Source organism: Pseudomonas sp. C2B4, assembly GCF_013359695.1.
Classification (GTDB): domain Bacteria; phylum Pseudomonadota; class Gammaproteobacteria; order Pseudomonadales; family Pseudomonadaceae; genus Aquipseudomonas.
The window spans coordinates 81,572-102,484 of record NZ_JABFMU010000013.1 but is presented as its reverse complement, the minus strand read 5'-3'; the positions used below and the strand labels follow the sequence as shown (position 1 = coordinate 102,484).

Genomic DNA, 20,913 nt, shown 5'->3' with positions numbered 1-20,913 from the left:
TTCTGGTTACCTAAGGGATGCTCATGCTTGAAAGTCGGCGAGTCGTTGTACGGTGTTGCGTCAGGTGGCTGCTGGCCGGCACTGCTGTCACTTGGTCGGCATTGGCGTCGGCGCTGGGCCTGGGTGAGATCACCCTGCACTCGGCGCTGAATCAGCCGCTACGCGCCGACATTGCCTTGCTGGATGTCGCCGGTCTGGAGGAGGGCGATCTCTCGGTCAGCCTGGCGTCGGTGGAGGAATTCAGTCGTGCGGGTGTCGAGCGTGTGTTCTTCCTTAACGACCTGAAATTCACACCTGTCCTGCGGGGCAACCGCAATCTGATTCAGGTGACCTCCAGTAAACCCGTCAATGAACCGTTCCTGAATTTTCTTGTGCAGCTCAAACAGCCCAACGGCCGCTTGCTGCGCGAGTACACGGTCTTGATTGATCTTCCCGGAACGCCAGGCATTGTGCCAGCCAGTGACGAGCCTTTGGCCAGTCGTCCAGAGTCTGCGTTTCCGAGTGTCCAGCCTGCCGTCGCACCCGTGCCTGCACCCAAGGATCCCTTGCCAAAGCCTGCCGCCGCAGCCGCGCCGGATCCTCTTGCCGAGCAATTGGCTACCAGCGTTTTGCAGAACCAGCAGTTACAGGCAACCGTCGATGAACTCAACGCGAAGCTTCAGGCGCAGGACGAGCATATCGCCCGTGAGAAAAAGCAACTGACGGACCTGCAGGCACAAATGGCCGAGATCAAGCAGGCACCGACGGAACCCGTTGCGCCCGAGACCGTGGCTCCCGCACCGGTGGTCGTAGAAGAATCCGGACCGAACGGGCTGTTGATTGGCGGATTGTTGGTGCTGGTTCTGGGGTTGTTGGCGGCATGGATTCGTCGTCAACGGCAGCAAGCTCAGGGGATGTTCGAACCAGCAGAGGGTCAGCCATCGCCGCCAGAACCGTCGGGCAGTCGCACGACAGAAGCGGCACTTCAACCGACACATGCACACCATGAAGTGGCCCCTGTGAGCGATGCGTTGGAAGCCGTCGCGATCTACCTGACTTACGGCCGCTATGCCGAAGCAGCCGACTTGTTGCGAGAGGCGATGGCCAAGGCGCCACAGCAGACGGATCTGGCGGTGCAACTGTTGGAGGTTCTCGGCAAGCAGGGGGATGTCGCGGGCTACGAGGCACAGGAAAATAGCCTGCGTACTGCCGGGTTTGATGCGCAAAGGCTTCAGGACATCCGTGCACGCCATCCGAAATTGAGCGCTGTTGCACCGGTTGCTCTTGCGCCAACGGTGATTCCGCCCATGACACCGGATCCGACGCCTACGGATGAATTCCAGTTGAACCTGGACGACCTGTCGATGGATGCGAGGTGGGATCTGATCGAACCCCTGGAGCATTCGCCATCCACCTCTCACCCATCAAGCGAACCGGTACTGCCCGATCCCGAGATTGAATGGGAAATCGAACCGGCCTCCCGGTCTCTGGACGACAGCTTTCTCCATGAACTCAGCGAACCAGGTCCCTCGCTCGAGCTTGAACCCCTTAGCCTGGAACCGACCGAACCGAATAACGCAGGCAAACTGGAACGAGCCCAGACCTGTATCGACGACGGCGACCTGGACAGCGCCATCGAATTGCTCAACGAGTTGCTCAAGGAAGCCGATGAGCAGATGAAACAGACGGCTCGCAATCTATTGGCCGGCATCCGATAGTGCCGCCCTGAGGATCTAGTGTGGGAGCGGGCTTGCTCGCGAAGGCGGCGTGTCAGGCAATTCATTGCGACTGAAACACGGCCTTCGCGAGCAAGCCCGCTCCCACATTGGTTATCATTGTGGCGCCTGTCGCCCTTAGGATTCCACCGCCCATGACCACCCACAAACCCGAAATCGTCATCACCTATTGCACCCAGTGCCAGTGGCTGTTGCGCGCCGCATGGCTGGCCCAGGAGTTGTTGAGTACCTTTGGCGACGACCTCGGCAAAGTGTCGCTGGTACCGGGTACCGGCGGGGTCTTTCACATTTTCTGCGACGATGTGCAGATCTGGGAGCGTAAGGCCGACGGTGGCTTCCCCGAGGCGAAAGTGCTCAAACAGCGGGTCCGTGACCGAATCGATCCGGACCGCGATCTGGGACACAACGATCGTATTCAGTGAGAGGTGGCTTCTGCGGCAATGGCTTTTTTGCTTGAGCTGCCGGCGAGCCGGCTGGACACCACGATCGCGACGATGATCAAGGCGCCGCCGAGCAGCATGCGCAGGGTCGGGTTTTCATCGAACAGCAGCCAGGCCACGGTGATGCCATACACCGGCTCCAGGGCAAAGACCACGGCGGCGGTCCGTGCCTTGATCACGGCCAGGCTGGCGACAAACAGGCTGTGGGCCACGCCGGTGCAGAAGATGCCGAGCAAAGCGATCCACAGCCAGTCGATGGCGCGTACCTCGCTCAATTGCGGTGCCGCCACCGGCAGCAGGCACAATCCGACAACCACGTTCTGACACAGTGCTGCCTGCACCGGCGGGATGCGTCCGGAGCTGGCGCGGTTGGTGAGCGACAGCAGGGCGAACAGCAAGCCGGAAGCCACCGCCCAGAGCAGGCCGGTGGTGGCGCCGCTGGCCAGATCGAACTCAGGTGTAACCAGGACCAGCCCGATACTCACCAATGCCACCAACAGGATTTCATTGGCACGAATCCGTTCGCGGAAAATCAGTCCTTCGAGTATCACGGTAAAGGCCGGAAAACTGGCAAAGCCCAAGGTCGCGATGGCCACGCCGGCGACTTTCACCGCAATGAAAAAACTCACCCAATGGCCCGCCAGCAGCAGGCCGCTGAGTAACAGTCGGCGCCAATCCACGGCTTCGAGCTTTTGCCAGCGGGTCGCGCTGGCGAATCGTGCAAAGAACGCCAGCGCCAGCACCGCGAACGCCGCCCGGCCGAAGACGATAATGGCCGGTGAAGCGGCTGCGAGTTTGCCGAACACACCGGTCAGGCCGAACATCAGTGCGCCGATATGCAGGGCGCCAAGGGCGGTACGGGGAGTCATGGCAATCCTTGGTAAACGTAATGAACCCGGCCATTTAACCGCGCCCGCTGCCGTTGTGTCTGTCGCCAGGCTCGCGTTATTTGTCGCCAGCCTCGCGCCGCAATTTACCGGGCGAGGCGCCGAACTCACGCAGCACCGCGGCGGCAAAGGCACTCTGGGAGCTGTAGCCGACGCGAGAGGCAATCTCGCCAATGGGCAGGGCAGAGTTACGCAGTAATCCCACGGCCTTGTGCAGGCGTCGGCTGCGGATGTAATCCATCGGTGTCTGCCCGCATTCGGCCACGAACCGCGCATGCAAACGAGCGCTGGAAAGACCGGCGACGCGGGCCAGATCGGCAACTTGCAACGGGTAGGCGGCGTATTGGTCGATGTGCGCATTCAGCGCCGCATAGGGCAGGCGTCGTCCGCCAACACTCTCGGGCCTGGCGTTGTTGAGGCTGGCCAACAACAGCACGGCGCCTTGTTGCGCAATCACAGGGTCATCGACCGGGCTGTTGGCCAGCCAACTGACCAACTGGCTTTGCCCGGCATCGAGCGACAACCGGCCAGCATTGTCGAGCAAACGGCGACTGGCCTCGGCATGTTCGCCCAGGGACTGACAAACCCATTGATCGCTGGGCACGTCCAGTACCAGGCAACGGCTGCCATTTGTGCTCCCGCACGCATGATGAAACCCGGAAGGGACGACCACGAAACTCTGCTGAACGACCTGACTTCCGCGTCCGTCGACCTCGAAATCCAGCGCACCCGAGAGCCCGAACACCAGTTGCGCGTGCTCGTGACTGTGAACGATCAGGTCGTGCGTGTACTGGCGAAGTGTGAGAATCGGTCTCATCGCGGGTCTCATGGCAGGTTTGATGAGTCAGGTCGCAGTCTACACCGGCATGGCATGGGTGCGCTGTCACGGGACTGACTTGCCGCTGTCATGGTCGATTAACCCGACTGGCGCAAGCTTGCCAAAAATTGTCCTGAGGGTTGCCCATGACCAGCGCCGAGCTCGCCAGACCCAGCCGTAAGCAACGTGTGCGGACCTTGTGGATTTCCGACGTGCACCTGGGCACGCGCGATTGCCAGGCCGAGCACCTGTCGCAGTTTCTCAAGGGTTATCACGCCGACAAAATCTACCTGGTCGGCGATATCATCGACGGCTGGAAACTGCGCGGCGGCATGTACTGGCCACAGGCACACACCAACGTGATCCGGCGCCTGTTGACCATGAGCAAGCGCGGCACCGAGGTGATCTACGTCACGGGTAACCATGACGAATTCCTGCGCCGCTACTCGAAGCTGATACTGGGCAACATCCAGTTGGTGGACGAAGCGGTTCACGTGACCGCCGATGGCCGGCATTTGCTGGTGATCCACGGCGACCAGTTCGACGTGATTACCCGCTACCACCGCTGGCTGGCGTTTCTCGGTGATTCGGCCTACGAATTCACCCTGACCCTCAACCGCTGGCTCAACCACTGGCGCGCCCGTTATGGCTACGGTTACTGGTCGCTGTCGGCGTACCTCAAGCACAAGGTGAAAACCGCGGTCAGCTTCATCAGCGACTTTGAAGAGGCTATCGCCCATGAGTGCGTCAAGCGCGAGTTGCATGGCGTGGTCTGCGGGCATATTCACCATGCCGAGATTCGCAAGGTCGGCGAGGTGGATTACCTCAATTGCGGCGATTGGGTGGAGTCGTGCACGGCACTGATCGAGCATTGGGACGGCACGATCGAGCTGTATCGGCTGGCAGATGCTCAGGCGCGGGAGGCGCAGTTGAAGGCGGCGAAGGTGGCGGAGTTGGCCTGAAAGTTACGGCGTTCTGGACTGGCCTCTTCGCGGGCAGGCCCGCTCCCACATTATCTCTCGACTGTGGGAGCGAGCCTGCTCGCGAATGGACCGCGCAGCGGTCCCGAGGGATCTATCAGGCTGGCGAATGTTCTTCCATCGCCGCCTTGTAGATCGAGTTCTTCGGCTGGGCAAACAACCGCTCCATCATCGGTTCGAAAAAGCTCAGCGGCAGCGTGTCGTAAGCTGGATCAAACGCCGCCGCATCGTACCTGGCGCAAAACTCGATGGTCGCCTGATACTGCGGATGGCCGTTGAATTGCTCGCGCAGGTGCCGGTCCATCCCCAGATGATGGAAGAAGTAATACCCCTGGAAAATCCCGTGCTTCTCCACCATCCACAGATTCTCGGCGCTCACGAACGGCTTGAGGATCGCCGCGGCAATGTCCGGGTGGTTGTAGGAACCCAGGGTGTCGCCGATGTCATGGAGCAGGGCGCAGACCACGTACTCCTCATCGCGACCATCGCGCCAGGCGCGGGTGGCGGTTTGCAAGGAGTGGGTCAGGCGATCCACCGGGAAACCGCCGAAGTCACCCTCCAGCAGCTTCAGGTGCGCCGCGATCCTTGAGGGCAGTTGTCGGGCGTAGGCACTGAAGTCCGCGGCAATGATCGCCCAGTCTTCCTGCGTGCCATCTTTCATGTGGGTGAAACGGGCATTGGCATTCATCGGCAATCCTCTTGTTCTAGAACGGGACGCGTCCCAGGATCATGTCCCGATACATGACGAAATCGCCGAGCAGGCTGTAGAAGGGATGCTGGAAGGTCGCTGGACGATTCTTTTCGAAGAAGAAATGCCCGACCCAGGCAAAGCTGTAACCCGCCAGCGGCAGGGCCCACAACAACATCCAGGCGCCTCGGCCGATGGTCATTGCCAGAATGAATATGACCAGCGTGGTGCCGATGAAGTGCAAGCGGCGGCAGGTACTGTTGCTGTGTTCGCTGAGGTAATACGGGTAGAACTCAGCAAAGCTGTTGAATCGTCTGATGTTTTCCACGACTGCGATCTCTGTGGTTATTGTTCTGACAGCAAGTTGTTCTGCGGGTAGCTTATTTAAGTCTAGAGTGATCATAGGCGTCAGCCAGTGACAATCGGCGCCACTTTAGTATCCTTCGGAAATTGGCCGTAACATGCGGCTCATCATGTAAGAACCCGACATGAGTGAACGAACGACTTCTGCAAGCTGGGCGATGGGGATTGTCAAAGCACTGGAAATGGACGGCCTGGATTGCCGGGTTCTGTTCAAACAACTGGGGCTCGACTACGCGGCACTGGATGATCCGGATGCACGCTTCCCGCAAGATTCCATGACACGACTCTGGCAACGCGCCGTTGAGCTGTCCGGCAACCCCGCGATCGGCCTGAACATGGGCAAGGTAGTGCGACCGGCACAGTTTCATGTGGCGGGTTACGCCTTGATGTCCAGCCGGACGCTGGCCGAAGGCTTTCAACGCCTGGTGCGTTACCAGCGGATCATTGCCGAAAGTGCCGATCTGAGTTTTCGCCTGCTGGATGAGGGCTACGCGCTGATATTGACGGTGCATGGCGATCATTTGCCGCCGACCCGTCAAAGCGCCGAAGCCTCGCTGGCGTGCGCCCTGGCGCTGTGCGGCTGGCTGACCGGACGCACGTTGCATCCGCGCAAGGTGCTGGTGCAGGGCGATCAACCCGTCAATCTCGAGCCCTATAAACAAGCCTTCCACGCACCGCTGGTGTTCAACGCGCCATACGATGCGTTGATTTTCGAGCGGGCGGACATGGAAGCACCGCTGCCGACCGCCAACGAGGCCATGGCGCTGCTGCATGACCGGTTTGCCGGTGAGTACCTGGCGCGGTTTTCCGAGAGTCGCGTGACCCACAAGGCACGCCAGGTGTTGTGCCGCTTGTTGCCCCAGGGCGAACCCAAGCGCGATGCCGTGGCGCAGACACTGCACCTGTCGCAACGCACCTTGCAGCGGCGCTTGCAGGAAGAAGGCACGAGTTTTCAGACGTTGCTGGACGATACCCGGCGCGAACTGGCCGAGCAGTATCTGGCGCAGCCCACCATGACTCTGCTGGAAATTGCCTACCTGTTGGGCTTCGCCGATCCGAGTAACTTCTTCCGCGCTTTCCGTCGCTGGTTCGACACCACACCTGGTGAGTACCGGGCGCGGCAGTTGCAAATACCTGCGTCGATCAGTGGCGCCAGAACGCCGGAATACACAGCACAAAGACCGTAATGATCTCCAGTCGGCCCAAGAGCATGCCGAACGAGAGAATCCACTTGGCGGCGTCCGGCAGCGAGGCAAAGTTGCCGGCCGGGCCGATGGTTTCGCCCAGGCCCGGGCCGACGCCGGACACCGTACTGGCCGCACCGGTCAGGGCGGTCATCCAGTCCACGCCGAGCAGCGACAGCAGCAGCGCGATCACGCAGATGGTGATGGCGAAGAAGAACGAAAAGGTCAGGATCGAACGCACGATCTCTTCATCGAGACGGTGACCGTTGTACTTCTGCTTGATCACCGCGCGCGGGTGAATCAGTTGGTTAAGGTTGGCCTTGAGCAGGATGTAGGCCACCTGGAAGCGGAAAATCTTGATCCCGCCCGCGGTGGAGCCCGAACAGCCGCCCACGAAACCCAGATAGAAGAACAGCATCAGCGAGAAGTTGCCCCACAGGCTGTAGTCCCCCAGCGCGAAGCCGGTGGTCGTCACCACCGAGGTCACGTTCAGCGCCACATGGCGCAGCGCCTCCAGCCAATGTAGTTTGGTGGTCCACCAGTACCAGGTGCCAAGCACCAGCCAGGTCACCAGCAGCATGCCGAGCAGACCCTGGACCTGCTCGTCCTTGATCAGCGCCCGGCGGTTACCACGAAGGGTCGCCACGTACAGGGTGAAAGGCAGGCTGCCGAGAATCATGATGACGATGGCCACCCAGTGCACCGCCGGTTGCGTCCACTTGGCCAGGGACTGGTCCGAGGTGGAAAAACCACCGGTGGAAATGGCCGACATTGCATGGTTGATCGCATCGAACGGGCTCATCCCGGCCCACCAGAACGCCAGGCTTCCGAAAATGGTGATGCCGACGTAGGCCGCCACGATCAACCGCGCCACCATGTGCGAGCGGGGCATGACTTTTTCGGAGCGGTCTGACGACTCGGTCTGGAACAGCCGCATGCCACCGATACGCAGCAGCGGCAGGATCGCCACCGCCATACCGATGAAGCCGATGCCGCCGATCCAGTGCAGCAACGAACGCCACATCAGGATACCGGGGGACATGTCGTCGAGGTGGTTAAGCACCGTCGACCCCGTCGCGGTGATGCCGGACATGCTTTCGAAGAACGAGTCGGTGTAGCTGATGTGCTGGGTCAACAAAAACGGCAGCGCGGCGAAGATGCACACCACCAGCCAGCTGCTGACGGTCAGCAGGTACATGTCCCGTGGCCGCAGGTGTACGTGCTCGGGACGTCCGGGAATGACCAGGGCCAGGCCGCCGACAAAAGTGATCATGCTGGCCCAGAGGAACGACGGCAGATCGCCCGTGCGATCGAAGATCACCAGCGTGGCCATGGGCACGACCATGGCGATGGCCAGGGTTATCAGGAAGATGCCGATGATGAATCCAATGAGACGTAAGGTCGGCAACGCCATGAAATCCGCTCGGCTGCAATAGGGAAGGGCGCCATTCTACCTGCGGGGCAGGGCATGTAAACCGGCACTGCCTTGGTAGTTACAGCTAGAATAGCCGCACATTTTTTTCTGGAGGTGGCCGATGCAGGCTCTCGACGTTTTGCTCAACCGTGTTTCCGTCCCGCGACTGGTCGAGCCGGCACCGACTCAAGCGCAGCGCGACGTGTTGTTTGCCGCGGCCATGCGCGCGCCGGATCACGGTCACTTGCAGCCTTGGCGCTTTCTGACCGTCGAAGGCGCGGCGCGTGAGCAAATGGGCGAGTTGCTGGCTGAAGCGGCGAAGCTGCAGGAGGGCGAAGTGACCGAGGCGGCCATCGACAAGGCGCGCAACGGTCCACTGCGCGCGCCATTGGTCGTCGTGGTGATTGCCCGGTTGCAGGATCACGTCAAATACCCGAAATCCGAGCAGATGCTGGCGGCTGGATGCGCGGCGCACGGCATTTTGCTGGCGGCCTATGCGCAAGGCATTGGCGCGGTGTGGCGTACCGGTGATCTGGCCTACTCGCCGCATGTGGCCAAAGGGTTGGGGCTGGCGGAAGGGGAGAAGGTGATTGCGTTCCTTTACCTCGGCACGCCGCTGAAAGAACCGCGTGTGGCGGAGAAGGTGGATCTGGCGGAATTTGTCAGCACCTGGCCGGGCAATGCCTGACACCGTAATTCCCCTGTGGGAGCGAGCCTGCTCGCGAAAGCGGTAGGTCTGACACATAGATGTCGGATGTGCTGACCTGTTCGCGCGCAGGCTCGCTCCCACAAGGAGTCAGGGTTGGGTGATGGCCCCTGGCACCAACGGCAATTCCAGGCTGGCGATAAACCCGCCCTCCGGGTGATTGGCCAGCACCAGGCTGCCGCCATGCCGTTCCGCCGCACGGCGGGCAATGGCCAGTCCCAGGCCATGACCGGCCGCTGTTTGTCCGGGCGCCCGGTAGAACGGCTCGCCAAGTTGATTCAAATGTTCGGCGTCGACCCCCGGACCATGATCGCGAACGGTCACCACAACCCGCTCACCCTGACGCATTGCCTGCATTTCGATCGGTTGCCCGCCCACCGGGTTGAACCGCTGGGCGTTGCGCAGCAGGTTGTCCACGGCACGCTCGATCATGGTTGGCCAGCCCCTGAGGTTCAGTTGCGGCTCGGCCTCAAGTCGAACGTTCTGCTCGGGCGAACCCAGCTGCGCATCCCGTTGCAGCCCTGTGAGCAGGGCGTTCAGATCGACCTCTTCGGCGCTGGCGTTATCGGCATCGACCCGCGCCAGTACCAGGATTTCACTGATCAAGGCTTCGAGCCGATCACATTCACGGGTCAGGCGTGGCCAGAGTTTTTGCCGTTCTTCGGGTGTAGCTCGCTCCGCCAGGGCCAGCGCAATGCGCAGTCGGGCGAGGGGCGAACGCAGTTCATGCGACACGTCTCGCAGTAGCTGTCGCTGGCTGCCAATCAGGCTTTGCAAGCGCGCACCCATACGGTTGAAGTCGTTGGCCAGTACCCCGAATTCGTCTCGGCGATTGGCCAGTTTGACCAGGCTGTTCTGTTGGTAGGTGGTCTGTCCCAGATCATGCACCGCGCCGCGCAGACGGCTGAGCGGACGGGTGATGGAAAAGGTCACCAACAGGCTGAACAAGGTCAGCACCACCAGGGCGATACCCAGCGCACTCAATGGCCAGAGCAGGCTTTCACGATGCCAGGCATCGAGTTCCGGGTGGGGAATGCGGTAGATCAGAAGGTAGGTGTCGCCGGTTTTTTCGCTGGTGTATTCAGCGGTCAGACGCCGCCATGGCAAGCGCCGGTCATCATTGTTCTGCCGCGCTTCGAAGGCCGCCGCGCGGCGAGGGAAGGTGCCGCGCACCACAGGATCGCCACTTTCGTTGAGCACCTGCACGTCGATGTGATACTGGCGTTTGCGCTGTTCCAGAATGTCCTGGGCGGCTTCTTCGCCTTCTGATTCGTAGGTTTGCGTCCATTGTTCGGGCAGGGTGTTGAGGCCCGGGTGACGACTGAGAATCCACGCATCCTGGTTGAGCATGTGCCCGAGCAAAATCGACAGCCCTGCAACCAGTGCGATGGCCAGCCAGAAGCTGGCCAGGATACGCCAGAACAATGAGCGCACAGAAATTCCTCTAAAACCGATGCAAATCCTTGTGGGAGCGGCCTGTGGTGAGGGGATTTATCCCCGTTGGGCTGCGAAGCGGCCCCAGCATTCCTGCAGCCACATCGTGTTGTCAGGATTTACGACTGCTTCGCAGCCGAGCGGGGATAAATCCCCTCGCCACAGGCTCGCTCCCACATTAATTCGAGTGGCATCAGACCCAACGGTGTTCAGCCGTTGGGTCAGGGTTAGGCCATTATTGCGCTTTTTGCGCCTGTTGCGCTTTCCACGCCTTGAACTCGGCCCATTCAGCGCGACGCTCAGCCTGCTTCTTCTGGATTTCGTCGAATTTCTTCTGTTGATCCGGTTTCAGCAGAGCCCGTACATCGGCTTCGGCTTTCTTGTGGTTGGCGGCCATTTCGTCTTTCATGGCTTTCTGGTCGGCTGGCGAGAGTTTCTCCAGGTATTTGTCGACGACTTGCTTACGCTCGTGCATCTGCTCGCCCATGATCTTGCGGATCTGCTCGCGCTGTTCGCGGCTCAGGTCCAGCTGACTGTACGGGCCTTTACCGTGCATGCCGTGCATCTGACCGCCGTGGCGCGCTCCATCCATCGGGCCACCCATAGGGCCGGCGCCTTCAGGCATGGCCATGGCAACGGTCGGCAGGGCGGCGGCGAACATCAGAGCGATAAGAGTCTTGCGCATGGTGAATCTCCTTGTCTCATTCCCGGTACGTTCCGGATGTGTGCAGATTACGGAGATCAAGGTCAGCGGCGGTCAGCGAAGCGTAAAGCTTGGGTAAAGATGATTTTCCGCGGACCTGACAAAACCTACAGGCTGTAGTAATAACCGCGGCTGCGCAGGGCGACGATGCGCGGACGGCCATCGGGATGCGGACCGATTTTCTTGCGCAGGTTGCTCACGTGCATGTCGAGGCTACGGTCGTACAGGGTCAGCTTGCGACCGAGGGCGATCTGCGCCAGTTCCTGTTTGTCCAGTGGCTCGCCAGGTTGCTTGAGCAGGGCTTCCAGCAAGCGGCTTTCGGAAACGGTGAGGGTAAACTCCTGCTCATCGATGCTGACGACGCCTCGTACGGGGCTGAAACACAGGTCGCCCAGTTCCATCTGACTGGAGACTGCCGCAGGGTGGCTGCGGCGCAATACGGCGCGCAAACGGGCTGTCAGTTCTCGCGGATCGCAGGGTTTGGCCAGATAATCGTCGGCACCCAGTTCCAGGCCGAGGATGCGGTCCAGTGGTTCACCCCTCGCCGAAAGCATCAGCACCGGCAAGTCCGGGTGATCGCTGCGCAACTGCTTGAGCAGTTCCAGGCCGCTGCCATCCGGCAGCATCACATCCAGCACCACGGCGGCCGGGGCGGTTTCGGCCAATGCACGGCGGGCGCTCTGGCCATCGTGACAGGCGCGCACCTGAAAGCCTTCCTGGCCCAGCCAACTGCTCAGGAGCTCACACAGCTCCTGATCATCATCAATTAGTAACAGCTCGCTCATGACTCACTCAATTTAGCCATTGTCGACGTTTTCGACTTGCACCACTGGCGAAGATACCGCAGAGCAGGGCTAATAGCGCAACTCCGGCGCCGATGACGAACCACTGTTGCTGATCAGTCAGCCACCGTGGAGTCGAACTTCCCGCTTGGGCTTCGCGCAGTTGCAGCTTCAAGCGCTGGTTTTCCTGGCGCAACCGGGCCAGTTGGGCGCTTTCGCGTTCGCCATCGACATTCTGCAGTTGTTTGCTCAATTCCTCCCGCTGCCGCTCGCTTTCTTTCAAACGCTGCTGCAACTCGTTTATCTGGCTGCCGGCGCTCAGGGACAGAGGCGTGGAGCTCGCGCCCTCGGCGTGTTCTTCACCGTGGGCGGGGGCCACGATCGACAACGTGACCAACATCAGACACAACGGACCTTTGCGCATCGCGACTCCTGATTCCAATACGAGTATTGGGAAGTTGTCGGCCGGCAAACGAGAATAATGAGCGATTGAGAGCGCGATGAACCAATAAGGTTCACCGCGCAGGGGAATTGCGAGAAGAAAGTTACGGGAGGACTTGCTTGAACGGCTTGACCGAAACGTTGGCGTAGACGCCGGCTGCGATGTACGGGTCGGCATCGGCCCAGGCCTGTGCGGCGCTGAGGGAATCGAATTCGGCGACGATCAGGCTGCCGGTGAAACCCGCCGCGCCCGGATCGTTGCTGTCGATCGCCGGGTTCGGACCGGCCAGTACGATACGACCTTCGCCTTTGAGCACTTGCAGGCGCTCAAGGTGTGCAGGCCGTGCGGCCAGGCGGGCTTCCAGGGAATTGGCGACGTCTGTGGCAACGATTGCGTAAAGCATGTCAGTCCTCGGTTTTAGGCGATGTGGTATCGGTGTCATGCAGATGGCGGGACAGGTAGATGCCCTGGCCGACCAGGAATATCAGCGTCATGCCCAGGCTGCCGAAGACCTTGAAGTCGACCCAGTAGCTCTGGAAGGTGAACGCGACGAACAGGTTGGCGGCACCGCAAAACAGGAAAAACACGATCCAGGCGATGTTCAGGCGTGTCCACACCGGCTCCGGCAGGGTCAGCGCGTGGCCCATGATGCGCTTGATCAGCAGGGTGTCACCGATGAAATGGCTACCGATGAAGCCCAGGGCAAACAGCCAGTTGACCACCGGGGCTTTCCACTTCAGGAAGGTTTCGCTGTGGAAGGCCAGGGTCAGGCTGCCGAAGACCAGGCAGGCGACGAGCGTCAGCCACTGGCTTTTCTCCAGTTTGCGCTGCTTGATGAACAGCGTGCCGTAGACCACCAGCGAACTGATGATCAGCATCGCGGTAGCGCTGTAAATACCGCCTACAGTTACCTCGTGGCCGGCAATGTCGACGACCCGTGGATCGATTTTGAAGACGATGAAAAAGAGCAGGAGCGGGATGAAATCGATGAATTGTTTCACAGTGGCAGCCAGAAGCAGGATGTGGCGGCATAATAACAAACATATGGGCGCGCGATAGCGCCAGCTGATTTGAGGTTACAAAGCCTAGTGAATGTTGATTTGCACTGCCATAGCACGGCCTCCGATGGCGCTCTCGCGCCTGCGGTTCTGGTTGCGCGTGCGTTCGAGAACGGCGTGCGGGTCTTGGCCTTGACCGATCACGACACCCTGGAGGGCCTCGAAGAGGCACGCAGCGCTGCGAGTGCGCTGGGGATGCATCTGGTCAATGGCGTCGAATTGTCCTGTACCTGGGGCGGTGCGACCATTCATGTGCTCGGCTACGGTTTCGACGTCAATGCCGCGCCGTTGGTCGAGGCGATTGCCAAATTGCACGATGGTCGCTGGCTTAGATCCGAAGAAATAAGTCGCAAGCTGGCATTGAAGGGCATGCCCGGCGCTCTGGAAGGCGCCCGGGAAATCCAGCAGGAACTGGGCGACAGCGGTAACGCGCCGGCCCGGCCGCACTTCGCCGACTGGATGGTACGCGAAGGCTTCGTCAAGGATCGCGCCGAGGCGTTTCGCAAATGGCTGGGCGCTGGCAAGCTCGGGGATGTCAAGCAGCACTGGCCCACCCTGGAAGAAACCGTCGAAACCCTGCGCGCAGCCAAGGCCTGGGTCAGTCTGGCGCACCCCTGTCACTATGAATTCACCCGCAGCAAGCGTCGCCGGCTGATTGCCGACTATATTCAAGCAGGGGGCCACGCGATCGAGGTGGTCAATGGCCATCAGCCTGCCGAGCAAGTGGGCAGCCTGGCCATTCTGGCCCGCGAGTTCGGTCTGCTGGTCAGCGCCGGCAGTGATTTTCATGGCCCTGGAGGCTGGTCCGAGATCGGTGAATACCGCCCGCTCCCGGATGATCTGCCGCCACTGTGGTGTCGGTTCAAACATGACCCAATTATTGCCGCCGTCTGAACAGGTAGAGAATGTGAGTCAATTTTTCCAGATTCATCCGGAAAACCCGCAAGCGCGCCTGATCAAACAGGCTGTCGAGATCATTCGCAACGGCGGGGTGGTGATATATCCCACAGACTCGTCCTACGCCATTGGTTGTCAGATCGGTGACAAGGTCGCCGTGGAACGCGTTCGACGCCTGCGTCAACTGGATGAGAAGCACAACTTTGCGTTGATCTGCAGCGACCTGTCGCAACTGGGGCTGTTCGCCAAGATCGATACCGGCACGTTCCGTATTCTCAAGGCCCATTTGCCGGGGCCCTACACCTTCATTCTCAATGCCACCCGTGAAGTCCCGCGGCTGTTGTTGCACCCGAAAAAACGCACCATCGGCCTGCGGGTGCCGAGCAATCCGATCGCCCTGGCGTTGTTGGCCGAGTTGGGTGAGCCGCTGATGAGCGTGAGCCTGATCATGCCCGGCGATGAAGATCCGCTTACCGATCCCTATGAAATGCGCCAGCTGCTCGAACATCAGGTCGACCTGATCATCGACGGCGGTTTCGGCGGTATCAAGGCGTCTACCGTGATCAGCCTCGCCGACGGTGAGCCGGAAGTCATCCGCGCCGGTTGCGGCGACCCTGCGCCGTTCATGGCCGAGGCCTAGATGTCTGCAGTAGAACCCGTCGACAGTCAGGCCGGAGCCCAGCAAGAGCTGCCCTTCGCCATGGTCTATGGCCAGGCGGTCATGGAGATGCCGCTGGACCTGTATATCCCGCCGGACGCGCTGGAAGTCTTTCTCGAGGCCTTCGAAGGCCCGCTCGACCTGCTGCTGTACCTTATCCGCAAGCAGAACATCAACATCCTCGACATCCCGGTGGCGGAAATTACCCGCCAGTACATGGGCTATGTCGAGTTGATGCAGTCGGTGCGCCTGGAGCTGGCCGCGGAATACCTGGTGATGGCCGCGATGCTGGCAGAGATCAAGTCGCGGATGCTGCTGCCCCGGGCCGAAACGGTCGAGGACGAGGAAGAAGACCCGCGCGCCGAACTGATCCGCCGCTTGCAGGAGTACGAGCGCTTCAAGGCCGCTGCCGAAGGCATCGATGGCTTGAGCCGTGTCGGTCGTGATGTGGTGGTGCCCAAGCTCGATGCGCCGGAAGCCCGGGCGCGAAAATTGTTGCCCGACGTGCGCCTTTCCGAATTGTTGCTGTCCATGGCCGAGGTGTTGCGCCGTGGCGACATGTTTGAAAGCCACCAGGTCAGCCGCGAGGCGTTGTCCACCCGCGAACGCATGAGCGATGTACTCGAGCGACTCAAGGGCGGCGGTTTCGTGCCCTTCGTCGAGCTGTTCACCGCCGAGGAAGGGCGGCTGGGCGTGGTAGTGACCTTTATGGCAGTCCTCGAGCTGGTCAAGGAATCCTTGGTCGAGCTGGTGCAGAATGAGCCGTTCGCAGCGATTCACGTGCGAGCCCGAGCCGAATAACGAGTTGAATCATGAACCTGAGTGAACCCCGCGAGCTGGCGCCACTGCTTGAAGCCTTTCTGTTGGCCTCGGGAAAACCGCAATCCCTGGAGCGCCTGTTCGAACTCTTCGAAGAGGGCGAGCGGCCGGAGCCGGCGGTTTTCAAGAAAGCCCTGACCATTTTGAGCAAGTCCTGTGAGGGTCGTGCGTTTGAACTGAAGGAAGTCGCTTCCGGCTACCGTCTGCAAATTCGTGAAAAGTTTTCGCCGTGGGTCGGTCGTTTGTGGGAAGAGCGTCCGCAGCGTTATTCCCGGGCCATGCTCGAAACCATTGCCCTGATCGCCTATCGCCAACCGATTACCCGGGGCGAAATCGAAGACGTGCGCGGTGTGGCGGTCAACAGCCAGATCGTCAAGACGCTGATGGAGCGGGAGTGGATTCGCATCGTCGGTTACCGCGACGTGCCGGGCAAACCGGCGATGTTCGCCACCACCAAGGCATTTCTCGATCACTTCAACCTGAAAAACCTCGACGATTTGCCGCCACTGGCGGAACTGCGCGAGCTTGAACCCGACCCGGTGCTTGATTTCGACGACGCGCCGGTGCCGGCCGCGTTGCAGGAGTTGGCGGATGCCAGCGCCGAACCGGAGGAGCCCAAGGAAGAAACCAGCTTCCATACCTTGCTGCTTGAGCTGGACAGCATGGAGGAGGGGCTCAAGACCGACTTCGATGACCTGTTGCGTGATGGTGAGGTTTCCGGGGTTGATCCGGAGGGGGCCGAGATTGAGCTGGAGGTCGAACTTGCCCAGGTTGAGTCAGGGTTAGATTCAGAGCCAGAGCCAGAGCCAGAGCCAGAGCCAGAGCAGGAAGACGACATCCTCGGTGTCGCCGAGGCCCGTGAAAAACTCCTGGCTGCCGTTGCTGCGCTCGAGCAACCCAAGCCAGCGCCCGAGTTGACGGACGAAGAGGCTGAAGCGCAGGCCCTGGCCGAAGCCATCGAAGCCGAACGCCGCCAATTCGAAGACTGACCGCAAATGATTCGGGCGTCGACGATCCCTGTGGGAGCGGGCTTGCCCGCGAAGACGGAGTGTCAGTCGACATCATTGTTGTCTGACTCACCGCAATCGCGGGCAAGCCCGCTCCCACAGGATTATCAAAATCAGCTGCCCGCCACCGGTCGGCGGAAAAGCCAGTAACCTTGCATCGATCAGCTAGTCTCTGATGCGCGAAGGCCGACATGAGCGTATGATTCGCGACCCTTCGACGATCCCCTCGTCAAAGTTACAGTTTTCAATACGTCAGGATCCTCAACCCAGAGCATCTTGAGCAGACCACACCGGGAGGTGCCCAGATGAGTATCAACGACCAGCAAGACGACCAGCCAATCGGCCCAGCAGGCGAAAAACTGCAAAAAGTCCTCGCCCGTATCGGCGTCGGCTCGCGCCGTGACGTGGAAGCCTGGATCAGCCACGGCCGCATCAAGGTCAATGGTAAAGACGCGACCCTCGGTCAGCGTGTCGATATGCATGACGCCATCACCATTGATGGCAAGGTGATCAAGCGCGAAGAAGCCGCCGAGTCGGTACGCCGCGTGATCATGTACAACAAACCCGATGGCGAAATCTGCACCCGTGTCGATCCGGAAGGTCGCCCGACCGTGTTCGACAAGCTGCCGCGTCCGAAAGAAGGGCGCTGGATCAACATCGGTCGCCTGGACATCAACACCACCGGTTTGCTGATGTTCACCACCGACGGTGAGTTGGCCAACCGCCTGATGCACCCATCCTTCGAGATGGACCGCGAATACGCCGTGCGCGTGCGCGGTGAAGTCGACGACGAGATGATCGAACGCCTGAAAGCGGGCGTCGTGCTTGAAGACGGCCCGGCGCGTTTCACCGACATTCAGCAGGCACCTGGTGGTGAAGGTTTCAACCACTGGTACCACTGCGTGGTAATGGAAGGTCGCAACCGTGAAGTGCGTCGCTTGTGGGAATCCCAGGGTCTGGTGGTCAGCCGTCTGAAACGCGTGCGTTTCGGCCCGGTGTTCCTCAACTCCGACCTGCCGATGGGGCGCTGGCGCGAAATGAGCCAGTACGAAGTCGACATCCTCAGCGCCGAGGTTGGCCTGACGCCGGTGGCCATGCCGCAGCTGAACGCCAAGAGCAAAGACAAGCTTGAGCGGATGCAGCGCAAATCATCGCGACCAATGGCCCGGACCGAGCGCGTGCGCACGCTGCGCCCTGCCACCGATGCGCCGGCTACCAGCCCGCGTACAAACCGCGAGCCGCAGATCGAAGGCGAGCGTCCAGGTCGCAAGCCTGCCGCGCGTCAGGATGGTGAGCGTGGCCCGCGTACTCCGCGTCCGGCCAACGGTCGCACCGAACGTGGCGAAGGCCGCGGTGCTCCAGCGGGACGCGGTACGCCGGTGGCTGACCGTCCGGTCGAGACCAAGCGCCCGGCCAAGCCTGCGCCTAAGCGTCCGGGGATCAAACTGGTCGAGGGTGACAAGCCATCGGGCAAGCGTCGCGGCGCACCAGCCGGATCGGGGCAGCGTCCGGGGTTCGGTCGTCGCAAGCCTGAGTGATCGGTAAGCGCATCATGAAAACGCCAACCTTCGGGTTGGCGTTTTTTTTGGTCTGGCTTTCGCGGCTGTGTTGTTTTTCGCGAGCAGGCTCGCTCCCACAGAAGGCGATGTCTCTCTGAAAGAACGCGAACCACTGTGGGAGCGAGCCTGCTCGCGAAGGCGTCAGCGGCAGCGCTGTGATGTCCGGATCGGAAAATCAATGTTACGCCTTGTAAAGAAAACCTTACGAAATCCACGGGTTGCCCCTGTGAAATCGTCATCACTCCAGCACTGTAAGAAAATTCTTCCGAAAACAGTCTTTCTGGATGCATTCCACTGCTCTAGCCCGCTTGTTTCCCCGCCCCATGCAAGGTGTCATGCGTGCCATGCCTGTCGTGCAGGTGCATAACAAAAAGGAGGCGCAATGAACGCCGCAATCCGTTTCCAGCTCCCAGCGTGGGCCGGTTCTTTCACCGTCCCTGTCGATGGCCCGCAAAGGCCTGACTCCCTTTTTGCAGCCGCCCGATCCTCTCGGGGCGGACACAGGCAATCCCGGCAAACGACACACTGATCCAGTGGTGTCTGGCAGCAGGGGGTTGGCGGTGTACAATGCGCCGCGTTTTACCTGTGACCTCCTGCGCATCTGCGCAAACCTCAAGGCTATCCGCCTTGTTCACTCCGCCACGTCACGAGCGTGTCGGGTTCGATTTCGTCACAGATAAAAACAAACAGGTGACGCATGACCGTTGTAAATACGCTGAACTCCTGGTGCCTGCGCTGGGGTTTGATCGGTGCCGCTTAACGTCGCAACCAAGCAGCAACGTCTACTGAACATCATCAAACCTTGCGTGAGACCCTTTTCATGAGTGGACAAAACTCGCATTCGGGCGAGCTTAAACGCGGCCTGAAAAATCGCCACATTCAATTGATCGCCCTCGGTGGCGCGATTGGTACCGGTTTGTTCCTTGGCTCGGCCGGGGTACTGAAATCCGCCGGGCCGTCGATGATCCTTGGCTATGCCATTTGCGGCTTCATTGCCTTCATGATCATGCGCCAACTGGGCGAAATGATCGTCGAAGAGCCGGTGGCCGGATCTTTCAGCCACTTCGCCCACAAATACTGGGGCGGCTTTGCCGGATTCCTGTCGGGCTGGAACTGCTGGATTCTGTACATTCTGGTGGGCATGTCGGAGCTGACCGCGGTCGGCAAATACATCCACTACTGGGCGCCAGAGATCCCGACCTGGGCCACGGCTGCCGCGTTCTTCGTGCTGATCAATGCAATCAACCTGGCCAACGTCAAAGTCTTTGGCGAAGCCGAGTTCTGGTTCGCGATCATCAAGGTGGTGGCGATTGTCGGCATGATTGGCCTGGGCAGCTATTTGCTGGTCAGCGGCCATGGCGGCCCGCAAGCCGCGGTCAGCAACCTGTGGTCCCACGGAGGCTTCTTTCCGAACGGCGTCAGCGGTCTGGTGATGGCCATGGCGATCATCATGTTCTCCTTCGGCGGCCTGGAAATGCTCGGTTTCACCGCCGCTGAAGCCGACAAGCCGAAAACCGTGATCCCGAAAGCCATCAATCAGGTGATCTACCGGATCCTGATTTTCTACATCGGTGCGCTGGTGATCCTGCTGTCGCTGACCCCTTGGGACAGCCTGCTGGACACCTTGAATGCCTCTGGCGATTCCTACAGCGGCAGTCCGTTTGTACAAGTGTTCTCGATGCTCGGCAGCAACACCGCCGCGCACATCCTGAACTTTGTGGTCCTGACGGCGGCATTGTCGGTGTACAACAGTGGCACCTATTGCAACAGCCGCATGCTGTTGGGCATGGCAGAGCAGGGCGATGCACCGAAGGCCCTGGCGAAGATCGACAAGCGCGGCGTGCCGGTGCGTTCGATCCTGGCCTCGGCTGCCGTGACGCTGATCGCCGTACTGCTGAATTACCTGATCCCGCAAAACGCGCTCGAACTGCTGATGTCGCTGGTGGTGGCCACCCTGGTGATCAACTGGGCGATGATCAGCTACTCGCACTTCAAGTTCCGCCAGCACATGAACAAAACCCGGCAGACGCCGCTGTTCAAGGCCCTGTGGTACCCGTACGGCAACTACATCTGCCTGGCGTTCGTGGTGTTCATTCTCGGCGTGATGCTGCTGATTCCGGGGATTCAGATCTCGGTGTACGCGATTCCTGTCTGGGTCGTGTTCATGTGGGTCTGCTACGGCATCAAGAATAAGCGTCGTGATGCAAGTGCTGCTGTAGTGGGTACTGCAACCCGATAAGCAGTCAGCAAAAGAAAATGCCTGTATCGCGAGATACGGGCATTTTTTATGGGTGTTCACTTTTCAGGCTTCAGAAACGCAAATGCCCCGACAAGTCGGGGCATTTGTTGTTCGGGCGTTC

At 60.3% G+C, this 20,913-nt stretch carries 22 protein-coding genes; 11 read left to right on the top strand and 11 right to left on the bottom strand.

Translation table 11 applies throughout. The annotated features are described in order from the left end of the window. Positions 1–23 precede the first annotated feature (23 nt). Both HNQ83_RS11865 and HNQ83_RS11860 read left to right on the top strand, forming a co-directional pair. Entirely contained in the window at positions 24–1,697 is a 1,674-nt protein-coding gene (locus HNQ83_RS11865; protein WP_175389121.1) for a FimV/HubP family polar landmark protein, read from the top strand. Between the two features lie 152 nt (positions 1,698–1,849). After that, on the top strand, positions 1,850–2,137 hold the full coding sequence (locus HNQ83_RS11860) for a SelT/SelW/SelH family protein (protein WP_175389120.1): 288 nt from the start codon (positions 1,850–1,852) through the stop codon (positions 2,135–2,137). Here HNQ83_RS11860 and HNQ83_RS11855 read toward each other — a convergent pair. Further along, the gene (locus tag HNQ83_RS11855; protein WP_175389119.1) at positions 2,131–3,024 is read right to left on the bottom strand and encodes a DMT family transporter; all 894 of its coding nucleotides are present in this window, start codon (positions 3,022–3,024) and stop codon (positions 2,131–2,133) included. The genes HNQ83_RS11860 and HNQ83_RS11855 overlap by 7 nt on opposite strands. Positions 3,025–3,100: 76 nt before the next feature. Then, complete coding sequence (locus tag HNQ83_RS11850; protein ID WP_175389118.1) at positions 3,101–3,859, bottom strand: AraC family transcriptional regulator; 759 nt, start codon at positions 3,857–3,859, stop codon at positions 3,101–3,103. 146 nt (positions 3,860–4,005) lie between these two features. Between HNQ83_RS11850 and HNQ83_RS11845 the strand changes: the two genes are divergently transcribed. Beyond that, positions 4,006–4,821, top strand: coding sequence for a UDP-2,3-diacylglucosamine diphosphatase (locus HNQ83_RS11845; protein WP_047292436.1), 816 nt, complete (start codon positions 4,006–4,008; stop codon positions 4,819–4,821). A gap of 115 nt (positions 4,822–4,936) precedes the next feature. On the opposite strand, the gene HNQ83_RS11840 is transcribed toward HNQ83_RS11845, so the two are convergent. Both HNQ83_RS11840 and HNQ83_RS11835 read right to left on the bottom strand, forming a co-directional pair. Continuing rightward, positions 4,937–5,527, bottom strand: coding sequence for an HD domain-containing protein (locus HNQ83_RS11840; RefSeq protein ID WP_175389117.1), 591 nt, complete (start codon positions 5,525–5,527; stop codon positions 4,937–4,939). Positions 5,528–5,543: 16 nt separating this feature from the next. Continuing rightward, positions 5,544–5,855: an Mpo1-like protein gene (locus tag HNQ83_RS11835; RefSeq protein ID WP_175389116.1), complete on the bottom strand. Its 312-nt coding sequence runs from the start codon at positions 5,853–5,855 to the stop codon at positions 5,544–5,546. Positions 5,856–6,015: 160 nt separating this feature from the next. On the opposite strand from HNQ83_RS11835, the gene HNQ83_RS11830 reads away from it, so the two are divergent. Continuing rightward, positions 6,016–7,077 carry an AraC family transcriptional regulator gene (locus HNQ83_RS11830; RefSeq protein ID WP_218585536.1) on the top strand — a complete coding sequence of 354 codons (1,062 nt, stop codon included), beginning with the start codon at positions 6,016–6,018 and terminating at the stop codon, positions 7,075–7,077. Here the strand turns inward: HNQ83_RS11830 and HNQ83_RS11825 are convergent. Then, entirely contained in the window at positions 7,034–8,488 is a 1,455-nt protein-coding gene (locus HNQ83_RS11825; RefSeq protein ID WP_175389115.1) for a TrkH family potassium uptake protein, read from the bottom strand. The genes HNQ83_RS11830 and HNQ83_RS11825 overlap by 44 nt on opposite strands. A gap of 121 nt (positions 8,489–8,609) precedes the next feature. Here HNQ83_RS11825 and HNQ83_RS11820 point away from each other — a divergent pair, with 121 nt between their 5' ends. Beyond that, positions 8,610–9,176, top strand: a complete 567-nt coding sequence (locus HNQ83_RS11820) for an NAD(P)H nitroreductase (protein WP_175389114.1) — start codon at positions 8,610–8,612, stop codon at positions 9,174–9,176. Between the two features lie 108 nt (positions 9,177–9,284). Here the strand turns inward: HNQ83_RS11820 and HNQ83_RS11815 are convergent, their stop codons facing one another. From HNQ83_RS11815 to HNQ83_RS11790, 6 genes are all read right to left on the bottom strand, one after another. Continuing rightward, positions 9,285–10,628, bottom strand: a complete 1,344-nt coding sequence (locus tag HNQ83_RS11815) for an ATP-binding protein (protein WP_175389113.1) — start codon at positions 10,626–10,628, stop codon at positions 9,285–9,287. A 235-nt stretch (positions 10,629–10,863) separates the two neighbouring features. Continuing rightward, positions 10,864–11,313 carry an LTXXQ domain protein gene (locus HNQ83_RS11810; RefSeq protein WP_175389112.1) on the bottom strand — a complete coding sequence of 150 codons (450 nt, stop codon included), beginning with the start codon at positions 11,311–11,313 and terminating at the stop codon, positions 10,864–10,866. 125 nt (positions 11,314–11,438) lie between these two features. Beyond that, positions 11,439–12,116 carry a response regulator transcription factor gene (locus tag HNQ83_RS11805; RefSeq protein ID WP_085723408.1) on the bottom strand — a complete coding sequence of 226 codons (678 nt, stop codon included), beginning with the start codon at positions 12,114–12,116 and terminating at the stop codon, positions 11,439–11,441. 7 nt (positions 12,117–12,123) lie between these two features. After that, a complete protein-coding gene (locus HNQ83_RS11800; protein WP_175389111.1) occupies positions 12,124–12,537 on the bottom strand; it encodes a translation initiation factor 2 in 414 nt (137 codons plus the stop codon). Between the two features lie 121 nt (positions 12,538–12,658). After that, positions 12,659–12,958: a YciI family protein gene (locus tag HNQ83_RS11795; RefSeq protein WP_175389110.1), complete on the bottom strand. Its 300-nt coding sequence runs from the start codon at positions 12,956–12,958 to the stop codon at positions 12,659–12,661. 1 nt (position 12,959) lies between these two features. Beyond that, complete coding sequence (locus tag HNQ83_RS11790; RefSeq protein WP_175389109.1) at positions 12,960–13,556, bottom strand: septation protein A; 597 nt, start codon at positions 13,554–13,556, stop codon at positions 12,960–12,962. Positions 13,557–13,643: 87 nt separating this feature from the next. Here HNQ83_RS11790 and HNQ83_RS11785 point away from each other — a divergent pair, with 87 nt between their 5' ends. From HNQ83_RS11785 to HNQ83_RS11760, 6 genes are all read left to right on the top strand, one after another. Further along, the gene (locus HNQ83_RS11785; protein WP_175389108.1) at positions 13,644–14,507 is read left to right on the top strand and encodes a PHP domain-containing protein; all 864 of its coding nucleotides are present in this window, start codon (positions 13,644–13,646) and stop codon (positions 14,505–14,507) included. Between the two features lie 13 nt (positions 14,508–14,520). Beyond that, entirely contained in the window at positions 14,521–15,150 is a 630-nt protein-coding gene (locus tag HNQ83_RS11780; protein WP_160108930.1) for an L-threonylcarbamoyladenylate synthase, read from the top strand. Positions 15,151–15,270: 120 nt separating this feature from the next. Continuing rightward, entirely contained in the window at positions 15,271–15,969 is a 699-nt protein-coding gene (locus HNQ83_RS11775) for a ScpA family protein (RefSeq protein ID WP_170948721.1), read from the top strand. A gap of 11 nt (positions 15,970–15,980) precedes the next feature. Next, complete coding sequence (gene scpB / locus HNQ83_RS11770; RefSeq protein WP_175389107.1) at positions 15,981–16,976, top strand: SMC-Scp complex subunit ScpB; 996 nt, start codon at positions 15,981–15,983, stop codon at positions 16,974–16,976. A 323-nt stretch (positions 16,977–17,299) separates the two neighbouring features. After that, a complete protein-coding gene (gene rluB, locus HNQ83_RS11765; protein ID WP_175389106.1) occupies positions 17,300–18,532 on the top strand; it encodes a 23S rRNA pseudouridine(2605) synthase RluB in 1,233 nt (410 codons plus the stop codon). Positions 18,533–19,373: 841 nt separating this feature from the next. After that, positions 19,374–20,792: an amino acid permease gene (locus HNQ83_RS11760; RefSeq protein ID WP_175389105.1), complete on the top strand. Its 1,419-nt coding sequence runs from the start codon at positions 19,374–19,376 to the stop codon at positions 20,790–20,792. Positions 20,793–20,913: the final 121 nt, after the last annotated feature.